At 72.0% G+C, this 14,217-nt stretch carries 14 protein-coding genes and 1 tRNA gene; 7 read left to right on the top strand and 8 right to left on the bottom strand.

Translation table 11 applies throughout. From position 1 onward, the window contains the following. Positions 1 to 17: 17 nt before the first annotated feature. The 7 genes from ACVJ1F_RS12695 to ACVJ1F_RS12665 are packed head-to-tail and all read left to right on the top strand — an operon-like array spanning position 18 to position 7,300. The gene (locus ACVJ1F_RS12695; RefSeq protein WP_056048287.1) at positions 18 to 1,148 is read left to right on the top strand and encodes an ABC transporter substrate-binding protein; all 1,131 of its coding nucleotides are present in this window, start codon (positions 18 to 20) and stop codon (positions 1,146 to 1,148) included. Continuing rightward, the gene (locus ACVJ1F_RS12690) at positions 1,145 to 2,008 is read left to right on the top strand and encodes an ABC transporter ATP-binding protein (RefSeq protein WP_159826894.1); all 864 of its coding nucleotides are present in this window, start codon (positions 1,145 to 1,147) and stop codon (positions 2,006 to 2,008) included. The genes ACVJ1F_RS12695 and ACVJ1F_RS12690 overlap by 4 nt, the downstream gene beginning before the upstream one ends. Next, a complete protein-coding gene (locus tag ACVJ1F_RS12685; RefSeq protein WP_456886625.1) occupies positions 2,001 to 2,915 on the top strand; it encodes an ABC transporter permease in 915 nt (304 codons plus the stop codon). Before ACVJ1F_RS12690 ends, ACVJ1F_RS12685 begins: the two co-directional genes overlap by 8 nt. Further along, complete coding sequence (locus ACVJ1F_RS12680) at positions 2,915 to 3,811, top strand: ABC transporter permease (protein WP_456886623.1); 897 nt, start codon at positions 2,915 to 2,917, stop codon at positions 3,809 to 3,811. The genes ACVJ1F_RS12685 and ACVJ1F_RS12680 overlap by 1 nt, the downstream gene beginning before the upstream one ends. After that, positions 3,808 to 4,797 (top strand): nucleoside hydrolase, encoded by a 990-nt coding sequence (locus tag ACVJ1F_RS12675; protein ID WP_456886621.1) that lies wholly within the window; start codon positions 3,808 to 3,810, stop codon positions 4,795 to 4,797. Before ACVJ1F_RS12680 ends, ACVJ1F_RS12675 begins: the two co-directional genes overlap by 4 nt. Further along, positions 4,794 to 5,843, top strand: a complete 1,050-nt coding sequence (gene add / locus ACVJ1F_RS12670) for an adenosine deaminase (RefSeq protein WP_456886619.1) — start codon at positions 4,794 to 4,796, stop codon at positions 5,841 to 5,843. Before ACVJ1F_RS12675 ends, add begins: the two co-directional genes overlap by 4 nt. Next, the gene (locus ACVJ1F_RS12665; protein WP_456886617.1) at positions 5,840 to 7,300 is read left to right on the top strand and encodes an 8-oxoguanine deaminase; all 1,461 of its coding nucleotides are present in this window, start codon (positions 5,840 to 5,842) and stop codon (positions 7,298 to 7,300) included. The genes add and ACVJ1F_RS12665 overlap by 4 nt, the downstream gene beginning before the upstream one ends. Before the next feature lie 232 nt (positions 7,301 to 7,532). Here the strand turns inward: ACVJ1F_RS12665 and ACVJ1F_RS12660 are convergent. From ACVJ1F_RS12660 to obgE, 8 genes are all read right to left on the bottom strand, one after another. Then, positions 7,533 to 7,608 (bottom strand) — tRNA-Ala (locus ACVJ1F_RS12660). A 190-nt stretch (positions 7,609 to 7,798) separates the two neighbouring features. Then, entirely contained in the window at positions 7,799 to 8,212 is a 414-nt protein-coding gene (gene rsfS, locus ACVJ1F_RS12655) for a ribosome silencing factor (RefSeq protein WP_456886615.1), read from the bottom strand. A gap of 62 nt (positions 8,213 to 8,274) precedes the next feature. Beyond that, the gene (locus tag ACVJ1F_RS12650) at positions 8,275 to 9,498 is read right to left on the bottom strand and encodes a hypothetical protein (RefSeq protein ID WP_456886613.1); all 1,224 of its coding nucleotides are present in this window, start codon (positions 9,496 to 9,498) and stop codon (positions 8,275 to 8,277) included. Beyond that, positions 9,495 to 10,121 carry a nicotinate-nucleotide adenylyltransferase gene (gene nadD / locus ACVJ1F_RS12645; protein ID WP_082060195.1) on the bottom strand — a complete coding sequence of 209 codons (627 nt, stop codon included), beginning with the start codon at positions 10,119 to 10,121 and terminating at the stop codon, positions 9,495 to 9,497. Before nadD ends, ACVJ1F_RS12650 begins: the two co-directional genes overlap by 4 nt. Positions 10,122 to 10,138: 17 nt before the next feature. Further along, the gene (locus tag ACVJ1F_RS12640; protein ID WP_056048301.1) at positions 10,139 to 10,360 is read right to left on the bottom strand and encodes a hypothetical protein; all 222 of its coding nucleotides are present in this window, start codon (positions 10,358 to 10,360) and stop codon (positions 10,139 to 10,141) included. Between the two features lie 38 nt (positions 10,361 to 10,398). Continuing rightward, positions 10,399 to 11,667: a glutamate-5-semialdehyde dehydrogenase gene (locus tag ACVJ1F_RS12635; RefSeq protein WP_173152472.1), complete on the bottom strand. Its 1,269-nt coding sequence runs from the start codon at positions 11,665 to 11,667 to the stop codon at positions 10,399 to 10,401. Positions 11,668 to 11,754: 87 nt separating this feature from the next. Further along, complete coding sequence (gene proB / locus ACVJ1F_RS12630) at positions 11,755 to 12,600, bottom strand: glutamate 5-kinase (protein WP_159826900.1); 846 nt, start codon at positions 12,598 to 12,600, stop codon at positions 11,755 to 11,757. Then, complete coding sequence (gene obgE, locus ACVJ1F_RS12625; RefSeq protein WP_123571841.1) at positions 12,597 to 14,147, bottom strand: GTPase ObgE; 1,551 nt, start codon at positions 14,145 to 14,147, stop codon at positions 12,597 to 12,599. The genes proB and obgE overlap by 4 nt, the downstream gene beginning before the upstream one ends. Between the last annotated feature and the right edge of the window lie 70 nt (positions 14,148 to 14,217).

Here is a 14,217-nt window from a genome sequence, read left to right as displayed (position 1 = left end):
ACCTCAGGAGTTCCCCCATGAGCCCTCTCTCCGTTCCTCCCGCGTTCCGCTCCACCTCCCTCGACCGCCGCGGGTTCCTGCGCCTGGGCGGGTCGGCCGCCCTCGTCGTCGGCACGACCGCCCTGCTCGCCGCCTGCACCGACTCGTCGGCCGGGACGGGCGCGGCGACCGGCGGGGCCGCGTCCGGCGGGTCGTTCGGCACCATCGCCGTCCAGCTCTCGTGGATCAAGAACATCGAGTTCGCGGGCGAGTACTTCGCCACGGAGAAGGGCTACTACACCGACGCCGGCTTCAGCGAGGTCACGCTGCTCGCGGGCGGCGGGCAGACCGGAGCCGAGGAGGCGCTGCTCGCCGGGCAGGCCAAGGTCGGGTTGTCGTCGGCCTCGCTCACCGGCCCCTCGGTCGCGCAGGGCGCCGCCCTCAAGATCATCGGCACGACGTTCCAGAAGAACCCGTTCTGCCTGCTCTCGCTCGAGGAGGGAGAGCCGATCCGCACCCTGGCCGACCTCAAGGGCAAGAAGATCGGCGTGCAGTCCGGCGGCAACCAGACGATCTTCGAGGGCTTCCTCAAGGCCAACGACATGACGCTGGACGACGTCGAACTCGTCGCGACGCAGTACGACATCGCCCCGCTCGAGACGAACGCCTACGACGCGCACATGTCGTACATCACGAACGAGCCGATCCTCGCCGAGATGGACGGCTTCACCCCGGTCGTGCTCGGCTTCGCCGACAACGGGCTGCCGTTCGTCGCCGAGACCTTCACCGTCACGCAGGACACCATCGACAACGAGCGCGACATGCTCAAGGCCTTCCTGGTCGCCGAGATCAAGGGCTGGACCGACGCGGTGAAGGACCCGGAGCAGAGCGCGAAGTACGCCGCCGAGAAGTACGGCAAGGACCAGGACCTCGACGTCGAGGAGCAGACGGCCGAGGCCGAGGCGCAGAACACGCTGATCCTCACCGAGGACGTCAACGCCAACGGCCTGTTCACGATGACCGACGAGCTGGTCGCCGAGAACATCGCCTCGCTCAAGGCCATGGGCACCGACGTGTCGGCCGACGACCTCTTCGACCTGAGCATCATCAAGGAGGTCTACGAGGAGAACCCCGACCTCGTCACGACCTTCGAGATCCCCACGGCATGACCATGACGGACGGCACCACGACCGCGCGCACCACGGTGCCGCTCACGACGGCCACGGGCGACCCCGCCGGCCGACCCGAACTCGCCACGGGCATCAACATCCAGGGGCTGACCAAGTCGTTCCAGCTCGGCCGGAAGAGCGTGCAGGCCCTGACGCAGATCGACCTGGGCACGAAGAAGGACTCGTTCCTCAGCCTGCTCGGCCCCTCGGGCTGCGGCAAGTCGACCATCCTGCGCATCCTGGCGGGGCTCGAGACGCCCACCTCGGGCAGCGTCGTGATCAACGGCAAGACCGCGGCCGAGGTGCAGCGCGGGCACGAGACGGGCATCGCGTTCCAGGACTCGGCCCTGCTGCCCTGGCGCAGCGTGGAGAACAACATCCGGTTGCCGCTCGAAGTCGCCGGGCTGACTCCCCCGGCCGGCCTGATCGACGACCTGATCGACCTCGTCGGCCTGAAGGGCTTCGAGAAGGCCAAGCCGGCGCAGCTGTCGGGCGGCATGCGCCAGCGCGTCTCGATCGCCCGCTGCCTCGCCGTGCAGCCGACCATCATGCTGCTCGACGAGCCCTTCGGCGCGCTCGACGACATGACGCGGCAGCGCATGAACGTGGAGCTGCTGCGCATCTGGGGCGAGAAGCCCGCCACGACGCTCATGGTGACGCACGGCATCGCCGAGGCCGTGTTCCTGTCCGACGTCGTCGCCGTGATGAGCGCCCGGCCCGGCCGCATCGCCGAGGTGGTCGAGATCGACCTGCCCCGACCGCGCCTGCCCGAGCTGACCCGCACGCCGGAGTTCCACGCGTACGTCGACCGCATCTCCGAGATCCTGTTCGGCTCGCACGGGGCGGCCGCCGATGACTGACCTGCACACCTCGCCCCGCGAGACGGCCGAGCGCGAGGTCGAGGTCGAGCTGGGCCAGAGCGTGGCGCTCCAGGCCGAGACCGTCCGGGGTCGCGAGCGACGGTCGGTGCTCGGCTCGATGGCGGCTGCCCCGCCGTGGGTCGGCGCCCTCGTCGGCATCGTGCTCATCGTCGCGATCTGGCAGGTCGTGGCCGTCACGCTCTTCTCGGTGACGGGCTCGGTGCCCCCACCCGGCCAGGTGCTCGTCCAGCTCGTCACCGACCTCAGCGACCTCGTCTACTGGCGCGCCATCGGCGCGACCGCCGGCAGCGCGGCGTGGGGCTTCCTCTGGGGCAACCTGATCGCGTTCGCGTTGGCCTTCGCCGTGCTGCTCGTGCCGTGGTTCGAGGGCCTCTCGACCCAGCTCGCGGTGGTCTGCTCGTGCATCCCGCTGACGGCGATCGCGCCGATCGTCACGCTCATGTCGCCCGCCGGCGGCCGGACGACGTCGATCTTCCTGGCCGCGCTCAGCGTGATCTTCACCACCGTCATCGGCACCCTGCTCGGCCTGCGGGCCGCGAGCGAGACCCAGCTCGACGTGATCACGGCCTACGGCGGCTCGCGCTGGACGCAGCTGGTCAAGGTCCGTCTGATCGCCGCCCTCCCCAGCATCCTCGCGGCGCTGAAGCTGGCGGCACCCGCGGCGTTCCTCGGGGCGGTGCTCGGCGAGTACTTCCTCATCGGCGTCGACCAGGGCCTCGGCATCCTGCTGCTCGCGGCGCAGGCCACGGCGGCGTCGGTCAAGCTCTGGGCGCTGGCCCTGATCTCGGGCGGCATCGCCGGGATCGCCTACTTCGTCATCGGGCGGATCAGCCGACTGGTCACGCCCTGGTCGGCGGGCGACAGCCGCGCCGGAGAGGGGTTCTGATGGCCACGACCCTGCCCACGGGCACCGGCACCCGCGTCACCGCCCCCGCGGTCTCGACCAGCGCCTCCTCGACCGCCCGGTTCGTCCTGCGGCGGATCGGCCGCACCGTGCTGACGATCGCGATCTCGGCGATCATCCTCGGCATCCTGTGGAACCTCGCCATCGTCGTGCTGCAGGCCAACGCGTTCATCGCGAAGACCCCGGCCGACGTGTTCCGCTGGTTCTTCGTCGACTCCGACCTCAGTCGGACCACGGCCGCCGAGAACCGCGTGCACATCGCCGGCCTGCTCGGGGTGACCCTGTGGCACGCCGCGATCGGCTTCGTCTTCGGCGTCGGCGGGTCCCTCGTCGTGGCGGTCGTGTTCACCCTGATCCGCCCGGTCGAGTTCATGTTCATGCCGATCGCCATGCTGCTGCGCACCGTCCCGCTGCTCGCGATGGCACCCGTGATCTACCTCGTGCTGGGCAACGGCATCGTCACCGCCGGCTTCATCGGCGGGGTGGTCGTGTTCTTCCCGTTGTTGGTGAACCTGACCCTCGGCTTCCGCTCGGTCAGCGCCCAGTCGGTCGACCTCATCCGGGTCTACGGCGGGAGCCGGTGGACGATCATGCGCAAGGTCGCGTTCCCCACCGCCCTGCCGTACTTCTTCGCCTCGATGCGCATCGCCGTGCCGGGAGCCATCACCGGCGCGATGCTCTACGAGTGGCTGTTCACCTACGAGGGCCTCGGCGCCGCCATCACGGCCGCCAAGTCGCAGTCGCAGTACGGCGAGATCTGGGCGATCGTCGTGCTGATCACCCTCGTCTCGATCGTGCTCTACACGGTCACGACGTTCGTCGAGACGGCGGTGCTCGCGAAGTGGGGCCCCAACGCCGGCAAGGCGACCGCCTCGTGACGCGCCGCGTGCTGGTCGACACCGACACCGGCATCGACGACGCCCTCGCGCTGCTCTGGCTCGCCGCACAACCCGACGTCGAGATCGTCGGCATCACCGCCGTCTACGGCAACTGCGCCGTCGACGACGCCCTGCGGAACGTCGGACACGTGCTGCGGCTCGTCGGGCTCGAGGACGTCCCGGTCGCCCGGGGCGCGGAGGGACCCCTCGAGGCGGAGGCGCACATCGCGCACTACGTCCACGGTCACGACGGTCTCGGTGACGTCGTCGCCGACCGGCCGCTCCCGCGCGTGCTGCTCGACACCCCGGCGGCCGGACGCCTCGTCGAGGTCGCCCGGGAGTCCCCGGGCGAGATCGACCTGCTCACCCTCGGGCCGCTCACCACCGTGGCCCTGGCGCTGAGGGCCGAGCCGCGCCTCCTGACCCTCTTCCGGTCGGTGACGATCATGGGCGGCAGCGGGCCGTTCCCTCCCCTCGGCCGCACGGACATGGTCGACGCGAACGTGCAGAACGACGGCGTGGCCGCGCGGGAGGTCTTCGCCGCCCCGGCGGCCTCCCGCCTCATGGTCGGCGTGAACGCGACGTCGCAGGTGATCACCGACGAGTCGCACGTCGCGGCGCTCCGGGACTCGGGCACGCCGACCGGCACGTTCGCCGCCGACGTCCTGGCGACCTACCTGGACTTCTACCGGAACGCCTGGGGCCGCCGCGTCAGCCCCGTGCACGACGGACTCGCCGCCGCGCTGATGGTCCACCCCGAGTGGATCGCCGACAGCGTCACCGGCCCCGTCGGCATCACGAACGACGGCTTCGCGACCCGCGGCCGGGTCCTGCGCACGGCCGACGGCGCCGAGGTCGACTGGCACCCGGACGGCCCCGTACCGACCGGTGACCCGTCGACCCACACGACGGCGGTCACCGCCGTCCACACCGACCTCTTCCTCTCGTCGTTCGTCGACGCCCTGATCCACGGAGCCCGCTCGTGACCACCACCTCCCCCGCCGACGCGACCCGCGCCTCCTCGGCTGCCGCCCCCTCACCCGCCGGCGCCGTCGTGCGCGACCTGCGCGCCCTGCCCAAGGGCCACCTGCACCTGCACATGGAGGCGGCGATCCGCCCCGAGTCGCTGGCCGACATGGCGGCGGCGTCGGGCGTCGTCGTGCCGATGCCCACCAGCTTCGGCGACTTCAGCGAGTTCAGTGCGACGTACCAGGGCATGCTCGTGGTCCTGGCCGAGAGGGAGAACCTCTTCCGCCTGATCGACGAGGCGATCGAGGACTGCGCCGTCGAGGGCGTCGCCTACGTCGAGTTCGGGGCGAGCCCGCAGTTCTACGTCGCCACCTTCGGGTCCCTCGACGACTCGCTGCGGGCGATGCTCGCGGCCTGCGCCGACAGCGGCGAGCGGTGGGGCGTCGAGGTCGGCCTGATGATCACGGTCGACCGCACCGAGAGCGTCGAGGCCGCGAACGAGCTGGCCCACCTGGCCGCCACCTACGCCGACCGCGGCGTCGTCTCGCTCGGCCTCGCCAACGACGAGCGCGGCAACCCGGCGGCGCGCTACGAGGAGGCGTTCCGCATCGCCAAGCACGCGGGTCTGCTCTCGACGCCGCACGCCGGCGAGCTCGCCGGCCCGGACCAGATCGAGGAGGCGCTGGACGTCCTCGGTGCCGACCGTGTGCTGCACGGCGTGACGGCCGTGCAGAGCGAACCGCTGATGGCCCGACTGGCCGCCGAGGGCGTCTGCCTCGACGTGTGCCTCACCTCGAACGTGCTGCTCTCGGTGATCCCCACCATCGAGGACCACCCGCTGAAGCGTCTCGTCGAGGCCGGCGTGCGGTGCTCGATCAACGCCGACGACCCCATCCTGTTCGGGCCGGGCGTGCTGGCCGAGTACGAGCTGGCCCGCACGACCCTCGGTCTGTCCGACGAGCAGCTCGCCGCGTGCGCGCTGAGCTCGATCGAGTGCTCGGGGGCGAGCGACGGGCTCAAGGAGCAGGCGGCCGGCGAGATCGCGGCGTGGCTGGCGGCGTGACCCCGCCCATCCGCCGCCTGGTCGTCGAGGGCGCCCACGTCGCGACGGTCGACGCCCACGACACCGAGCACGCCGGCGGGCACGTCGTCGTCGACGGATCGCGCATCGTCGCCGTCGGGCCGGGACCCGCCCCCGCGTGGTGCACCGCCGGGCTGGCCCCGCCCGGCCCGGCGGCCGGGTCGGCTCCCGGGTCGGGCGGGCCTGCTTCTGAGCCAGCCGGGCCGGACGCCGCGGCGATGCCGGTCGAACGCGTCGACGGCCGGGGACACCTGCTGACCCCCGGCCTGGTCAACACGCACCACCACCTCTACCAATGGCTGACCCGTGGCATCGCGCAGGACTCCATCCTGTTCGACTGGCTCGTCGCGCTCTACCCGACGTGGGCGCGCATCGACGAGCCGCTCGTCGAGGCCGGGGCCGCCGCCGCGATCGCCGTGCTCGCCCGGTCGGGGTGCACGACCGTCGGCGACCACCACTACGTCTTCCCGGCCGGTGCCGGCGACCTGCTGGGCGGCATCGTCCGGGCCGCCGGGACCGTCGGCGTCCGCCTGCACGCCACCCGGGGTTCGATGGACCTCGGTCGCTCGCAGGGCGGCCTGCCGCCGGACTTCGCCGTCGAGACCACGGACGCCGCGCTGCGCGCCAGCCAGGAGGCGGTGGCGCGGTTCCACGACCCGTCCGGTGACGCGCGGGTCCAGATCGCGATCGCGCCCTGCTCGCCGTTCTCGGTGACGCCCGACCTGCTGCGCGAGGCCGCCGTCCTCGGGCGGCAGCTCGGAGTCCGGCTGCACACCCACGGCTCCGAGACCGTGGAGGAGGACGCGTTCTGCCTCGAGCGGTTCGGCCGCACGCCGACCCAGTACCTGGAGGACCTCGGCTGGCTCGGCGACGACGTCTGGATGGCCCACTGCGTCCACCTCGACGACCACGCGATCGGACGGTTCGCCGCGACGGGGACCGGTGTGGCGCACTGCCCGTCGTCGAACGGTCGTCTCGCCGCGGGCATCGCCCCGATCGCGTCGTTGCTGCGCGCGGGGGCGCCCGTCGGGCTCGGGGTCGACGGTGCCGCGTCGAACGAGTCCGGCCAACTCGGCACCGAGATCCGGCAGGCGGTGCTCTTCGGGCGCCTGCGCTCCGGGGCGGACGCGTTCTCGGTCCGGCAGGGCCTGCGCCTGGCGACGATCGGCGGTGCCCGCGTGCTCGGACGCGACGTGGACCTCGGCTCGATCGAGGTCGGGAAGCTCGCCGACCTCGCCCTCTGGCGCGTCGACGGGGTCGATTTCGCGGGCATCGCCGACCCGGTGGCCACCCTGGGGCTCGCCTCGATGCCGCCGCTGTTCCGGCTCTGGGTCGGCGGCGACGCGGTCGTGGCGGACGGCGAGCTCGTCCACGCGGACCAGGGTCTGCTCGCCGAGGGCGCGGCCCGGGCGTCGGCGGAGCTGCGCGCCCGCGTCTGACGCGACCCGCGCCTCCTGCGCCTCTTGCGCCTTCTGCGCCTCATGCGCCTCTTGCGCCCGTCGGCGTGAGGGCACGACCCGCGCGACCCGCGCGACCCGCCACGAAGTAAACACTCCGCCACGACATCTCGTGGCGGAGTGTTTACTTCGTGGCGGCGTAGCGGCCGGCCCCCTCGAACAGACGGCCCGACAACGACGAAAGCCCCTCGCGAGGAGGGGCTTTCGGTGGTTCTGGTGGATCTGAGGGGACTCGAACCCCTGACCCCCTGCATGCCATGCAGGTGCGCTACCAGCTGCGCCACAGACCCAGAACTGTTGCCCTTCTGAGGTTTTCACCCCGTCGGAAGCAACTCGTCTACATTACTACACTTTTCGACCGCGCACGTTCACCCGCCCTCGACCCTGCTCGAGCGCGGCCGAGAAGACACGACATGCCGCTCACCTCGGGAGGTGAGCGGCATGTCATGAGGCCCCGCCGACACGGCGGGGCCGAGGAGGCTAGGCCTCGGCCGGTGCGTCGGCTGTGACCTCGTCCGGAGCGGTGGCCGACTCGGTCAGCACGTCGAGCGGGATGGTCGGGCAATCGCTCCAGAGGCGCTCGAGGGCGTAGTACTGACGGTCCTCGTCGTGGAAGACGTGGGCGACGACGTCACCGAAGTCGAGCAGGACCCAGCGGCCCTCGGCACGACCCTCTCGGCGGAGCGTCTTGACGCCGGCCTCGAGCATCTTGTCCTCGATCTCGCCGGCGATGGCGACCACGTTGCGTTCGCTGCGGCCGGTGGCCAGCAGGAACACGTCGGTCAGGGGCAGGGGGCCGGACACGTCGAGGGCGACGAGGTCGTCGGCCTGCTTGTCGTCGGCCGCGCGTGCGGCGATCTGCAGCAGCTCGATGGCACGAGGGGTGGCTGTCACGTGTTCCTTAGGGGGTAGGTGGTGATGCGGGCCGACCGGGGTCGGTTCGGGTGGGTCGGGCCTCAGCCCAGCACCCCGGTGGCGAAGCCACCGATGATCAAGCCGATGATACCGAGGCCCACGACGCCGCCCGAGATGCCGAGGATCAGCGGCAGGTGGTTGCCCTTGGGCTGCGACGCGGCCAGCACGACGGCGCGGGTGGACGTGTGCGTGCTGATGGCCCGGCTGGCGCGCACGGGCTCGGCGTCGCTCGACGCCTGCTCGGCGTCGCCCTGTTCGAGGATGCGGTCCATGTCGGAGTTGTCGATGCGTGCCTGCGAGCCGGTCGACGCCAGGCTGCGCGGCAGGTCGATCGAGCCCGTGATGATGATCTCGCCGGTCGCGTTGAGCGCACCGGTCACGTCGGCGACCTGCGCGTCGGTGAGGATCAAGGCGTTCTGCTGACCGGTGCTGGTGCCGAGCTGGCGGCCCGGGACGGACTCCGCGTCGGGCTCGTCGGACTGGGTGGACCAGTGGCCGGACGGGACGACGGGCGCGGCGTCGGACGAGTCGTCGCGCTGGTCGCGCGACGGACCGTTGCCGGACGGTCGCGGCGCCGACGACACGGGACGGGACGGGGCAGGAGGCGCACTCGGCGAGTCCTGTCCGCTGCGGTCCTGCTCGTCGGACAGGGCGAACGGGAACACCGTCGGCGTCGACGTCGGGGTGGGGGTCGAGGACACCGGGGTCGCCGCGCCGGTCGCACCCGTGCGTCGGGGCCCGGGGACGTCGTCCGACGAGTCGTCGTCGTCCGACGGGTCGACGTCCGACACGGCGGACGGCACGGGGGCCGAGGCGGGACGGAGGGCCGCCGAGGCCGGCGCGGACGCACCGGGCGCAGAGGCCGGTCGGTCGGCGGCCGGGGCGATCTCGTCGACGGTGTTGAGCGCGTCGGCCAAGGGACGACGGGGTTCGGGAGCCGGTGCCTGCAGAGGCACCGGGGAGGCGTCGCGGCTCTGGCTCGCGTCGCGCAGGGCGCGCATCTGGCGGCGGGTCAGACCGGTGCCGGGGTCGACGACCGAGCCGGGTGCGGGGGGCGGCACGTCGCGCAGCGCGGCAGCCGACGGCACGGGAGTCGGCGTCGGCATGTCACCCGTGGGGGTGGTCGCGGGCCGCGGGGCGGGAGCGGACGTCGAGGCCGGCACCACGGGCACGGCGCCGGTGATGGCCTGACCGGCCTCGCGGGCTCGCTCGAGGTCGCGGATCTGTCGCCGGGTGAGGGGCGGCTGACCGTCGGACGTGCTCATGAAACGCTCCGATACAGATGGTGCTTGGAGATGTACTGGACGACGCCGTCGGGGACCAAGTACCACACCGGAAAGTCTCGACCCACCCGGGCGCGGCAATCGGTCGACGAGATGGCCAGTGCGGGGACTTCGAGCAAGCTTACGTCGCTCTCGGGCAAACCGCTAACGCTGAGGTCGTGCCCCGGCCGGGACACGGCGACGAAGTGGGCGAGGTCCCAGAGCTCTTGGACGTCTTTCCAGTCGAGGATCTGGGCGACGGCGTCGGCACCGGTGATGAAGAAGAGCTCGGCCGTCGGACGGAGGCGTCGGATGTCGCGCAGGGTGTCGATCGTGTAGGTCGGCCCCTCGCGGTCGACGTCGACGCGGCTGACCGTGAAGGTCGGGTTCGACGCCGTGGCGATGACCGTCATGAGGTAGCGGTGCTCCGCCTCGCTGACCTCGGGTTTCATCCACGGTTGACCGGTCGGCACGAAGACGACCTCGTCGAGGTGGAACGACTGCGCGACCTCGCTGGCCGCGACCAGGTGCCCGTGGTGGATCGGGTCGAACGTGCCGCCCATGATGCCGACGCGGGGTCGCCTGACGCCTTCGCCGTCGGGTACGGTGGCGCCCGCCACGACCATCTCGCCGACCTCGGCGGTCAGTGGTTCTCGGGGTGACCGAACTCGTCGATCGGACCGTCGTGGTGGTCGAGCTTGTTCGCCTTGCGCAGCGAACGGTTGGCGACGTCGCGGTAGCTGAACACGACGTAGCCGAGGACGAGGAACGCGACGGCGAAGACACCGGCGATGACGGGTGCCGGCGCGATCAGCGGTGCGAGTTCTTCGTGGGCTTCGGCGAGCAGCAGCGAGGCGTCGAGCATGGGTTCTCCCGTTCAGGCGGTGACGATCGTCGGTCAGTCTACCCGCGGACCTGGCCCTGACCCCGCACGACCCATTTGGTGCTCGTGAGTTCGGCGAGCCCCATGGGTCCGCGGGCGTGGAGCTTCTGGGTCGAGATGCCGACCTCGGCCCCGAAGCCGAACTCGCCGCCGTCGGTGAAGCGGGTCGAGGCGTTGACCATGACGACGGCGCTGTCCACCTCGGCCAGGAACCGCTCGGCGGTCACCAGGTCGTTGGTCACGATCGACTCGGTGTGGTGCGTCGACCACCGGGCGATGTGCGCCATGGCCTCGTCGACGTCGGCCACGACCCGGACGGCGAGGTCGAGCCCCATGTACTCGGTCGCCCAGTCGTCCTCGGTCGCCGGGACCCCGTCGGGGAAGACCTCGAGCGTCCGTTCGTCGCCGTGGATCGTCACGCCCGACGCGCGCAGGGCACCCAGCACCGGCGGCAGCAGGCGTTCCGCCGCCTCGCGGTGGACGAGCAACGTCTCGAGGGCGTTGCACACGCTCGGACGCTGCACCTTGGCGTTCTGGACGATGTCGACGGCCCACCCCTCGTCGGCGCTCGCGTCGAGGAAGACGTGCACGACCCCGGCACCGGTCTCGATGACGGGGACCGTCGACTCGCGGACGACGGTGTCGATCAGCTCGGCGCTGCCCCGGGGGATCAGGACGTCGACCAGCCCGCGGGCCCGCATGAGGTCGGCCGCCCCGTCGCGGCCGAACTCGTCGATGGTGACGACGGCGTCGGCCGGCAGCCCCACCTCGGCGAGGGCCTCGCGCATCACCTCGACCAGCACGCGGTTGGACTGCTGCGCCGCGCTGCCGCCGCGCAGGACGGCCGCGTTGCCGCTCTTCAGGGCGAGCGCGGCGATGTCGACCGTCACGTTCGGCCGGGCCTCGTAGATGGCTCCCACCACGCCGAACGGCACGCGGACCTGGTCGAGGCGCAGCCCGTTCGGCAGCACCTTGCCCCGCACCGACTCGCCGACCGGGTCGACCAGCGAGGCCACCAGCTCGGTGGCGGCCGCGAGCCCGGCCAGTCGTCCGGAGTCGAGCCTCAGGCGGTCCTGGAGCGAAGCGCCGACGCCGTTCTCGCGCGCGTTCGCCAGGTCGAGCTCGTTCGCCGCGACGATCCGGTCGACGTTGGCGAGCAGGGCGGCGGCGACGGCGCGCAGACCCGCGTCCTTGCGGTCGGCCGTCGCGGTGGCGAGCACGCGGGAGGCGGCCTTCGCGGCGGTCAGCTTGTCGGTGAGCGACGGGGCCGGGGCATCGATGAGCGACATGCACGAAGCCTATGCGCCGCTCCCTCGTCTCGCGAGACCGCTCCGGCGGTCACCGCGGCGGCGCGGACGCCCCCGAGGAGGCGCGGGTCAGTCCGGTCGCCCGCCCGCGGTCCCTGGCTCCCCCGCCGCAGGTCCCGACCCCGCGGCTCCCGCCGCCTCGAAGAAGGTGCCGACCTGCTCGCCCGCGAGGGCCCGGGCGACGTTGGCGGCGCTCGTCACGAGGACGGGGGTGCCGGCCTCGGCCGCGAACCGGGCGGCCGCGACCTTCGTGCCCGCGCCTCCGGTGCCGACGCCGGCCGCACCGGCCGCACCGAAGGTGACCCCGGCGAGGTCGTCGCCGAAGGGCACGTCGACGAGGGCGACGGCGCCGGGTTCGTGCGGCGGGCGGGTGTACAGGGCGTCGACGTCGCTGAGCAGGACGAGGGCGTCGGCACCGACCAGCTGCGACACCAGCGCCGCGAGCCGGTCGTTGTCGCCGAAGCGGATCTCGTGGGTGGCGACCGTGTCGTTCTCGTTGACGATCGGCAGGATGCGCAGCTCGAGCAGGCGCTCCATGGCGCGCTGGGCGTTGCTGCGGTGCGTCGGGTTCTGCATGTCCCCGGCGGTCAGCAACACCTGCCCCGCCACGATGCCGTAGCGGCGCAGGCTCTGCTGGTACCGGTAGATCAGGACGTTCTGCCCGACGGCGGCGGCCGCCTGCTGGGTCGCGAGGTCGGTCGGGCGGGAGTCGACGCGCAGGTGCGGCAGGCCCGTGGCGATGGCCCCGGACGAGACGAGCACGACCTGGGCACCCCGCCCGTAGGTCGCGGCGAGGGCGTCGACCAGCGGCTCGATCTGTCCGGCGTTCTCACCGCTGATCGACGACGAGCCGACCTTGACCACGATGCGGCGGGCCGTGCCGAGGCCGGCGCGGTCGACGACGCCCCCGGTCACGCCCGCTCGTCGCCTTCGACGTCGTCGCCCTCTTTCACGAGGAACCCTTCGTCGTCGGTCCACAGGCCGGCGGCGCGTTCACGCTGGAGTTCGGCGCGGGCCTCGGCCTTGGCGTCCATGCGCTCGAAGTACTCCTCCCGGCGCTGGTTGCGGGTCGGGCGGTCGTTCTGGATCAGGCGCGGGTCGGTGCCGCGGGCGCTGGTCATCAGCTCGGCCGTCGAGGTGAGGGTGGGCTCCCAGTCAAAGACGATGCCGCCCTCGGGGCCGATGACGACCGTCGAACCGGCCTGCGCACCGGCCTTGAACAGCGCGTCCTCGACGCCGATGGCGTTGAGCCGGTCGGCGAGGTAGCCCACGGCCTCCTCGTTGTTGAAGTCGGTCTGCACGACCCACCGCTCGGGTTTCTGGCCCAGGATGCGGTACACGTTGCCGTAGGTGCCGCCCTCGACCCTGATGACGAAGGGCTTCTCGTTGACGGCGCGGGGGCGCATGACGATCCGAGGAGGCGCGGGTCGCGCCGCGATCTCGGCGCGGCTGGCCTCGACGACCTCGGCCAGGGCGAAGGACAGGTTGCGCAAGCCCTCGTGGCTCACGGCGGAGATCTCGAAGACGCGGTAGCCGCGGGCCTCGAGCTCGGGCGTGACGAAGTCGGCCAGCTCGCGACCGTCGGGCACGTCGACCTTGTTGAGCGCGATCAGCTGCGGGCGGTCGAGCAGCGGCTTCTGGCCGTCGGGGACGGGGTACGCCTCGAGCTCGCGGAGGATGACGTCGAGGTCGGTCAACGGGTCGCGGCCCGGGTCGAGCGTCGCGCAGTCGAGCACGTGCAGCAGGGCCGAGCAGCGCTCGACGTGGCGGAGGAACTCGAGCCCGAGGCCCTTGCCCTCGCTGGCCCCCTCGATCAGCCCGGGGACGTCGGCGACCGTGTAGCGCGTGTCACCCGACTCGACGACGCCGAGGTTGGGGTGCAGCGTCGTGAAGGGGTAGTCGGCGATCTTCGGCTTGGCGGCCGAGAGCGCGGCGACGAGGCTCGACTTGCCGGCGGACGGGTAGCCCACGAGCGCGATGTCGGCGACGACCTTGAGTTCGAGCAGGACGTCTCCGGCCCAGCCGGGGGTGCCCAGCAGGGCGAAGCCGGGCGCCTTGCGCTTGGTCGACGAGAGGGCCGCGTTGCCGAGGCCCCCGATGCCGCCCTCGGCGGCGACGTAGCGCATGCCCGGTTCGACCATGTCGATCAACTCGACGCCGTCGGCGGACTTCACGACGGTGCCGACCGGCACGACGAGCTCGAGGGTCTCGCCGTTGGTGCCGGCCCGGTGGTCGCCCATGCCGAAGCCGCCGTTGTCGCTCGAGCGGTGCGGTGCGCGGTGGAACCCGAGCAGCGTCGTGACGCCGCTGTCGCTGACGATGACGACGTCGCCGCCGTGACCGCCGTTGCCGCCGTCGGGGCCGGCCAGCGGCTTGAACTTCTCGCGCTTGACGGACACGCAGCCGTTGCCGCCGTTGCCGGCGCGGAGGTGGAGGGTCACTTGGTCGACGAATGTGGCCATGAGGTGCTTGATCTCTTTGTCTGTGCGTGCCGGTGCGAGCTGCCCGGGTCAAACACGTCTGGGGCGAGCA

This window comes from Frigoribacterium sp. 2355 (assembly GCF_054060695.1).
This window is presented reverse-complemented; position numbering and strand designations above follow the sequence as displayed.

Bases quoted from the DNA above. Each gene is read 5' to 3' on its own strand.
- ACVJ1F_RS12695 (WP_056048287.1), top strand. From the start codon at position 18: ATGAGCCCTCTCTCCGTTCCTCCCGCGTTCCGCTCCACCTCCCTCGAC.
- ACVJ1F_RS12690 (WP_159826894.1), top strand. From the start codon at position 1,145: ATGACCATGACGGACGGCACCACGACCGCGCGCACCACGGTGCCGCTC.
- ACVJ1F_RS12685 (WP_456886625.1), top strand. From the start codon at position 2,001: ATGACTGACCTGCACACCTCGCCCCGCGAGACGGCCGAGCGCGAGGTC.
- ACVJ1F_RS12680 (WP_456886623.1), top strand. From the start codon at position 2,915: ATGGCCACGACCCTGCCCACGGGCACCGGCACCCGCGTCACCGCCCCC.
- ACVJ1F_RS12650 (WP_456886613.1), bottom strand. From the start codon at position 9,498: ATGAGCACGTCCGACGGTCAGCCGCCCCTCACCCGGCGACAGATCCGC.
- nadD (WP_082060195.1), bottom strand. From the start codon at position 10,121: ATGGTCGTGGCGGGCGCCACCGTACCCGACGGCGAAGGCGTCAGGCGA.
- ACVJ1F_RS12640 (WP_056048301.1), bottom strand. From the start codon at position 10,360: ATGCTCGACGCCTCGCTGCTGCTCGCCGAAGCCCACGAAGAACTCGCA.
- ACVJ1F_RS12635 (WP_173152472.1), bottom strand. From the start codon at position 11,667: ATGTCGCTCATCGATGCCCCGGCCCCGTCGCTCACCGACAAGCTGACC.
- obgE (WP_123571841.1), bottom strand. From the start codon at position 14,147: ATGGCCACATTCGTCGACCAAGTGACCCTCCACCTCCGCGCCGGCAAC.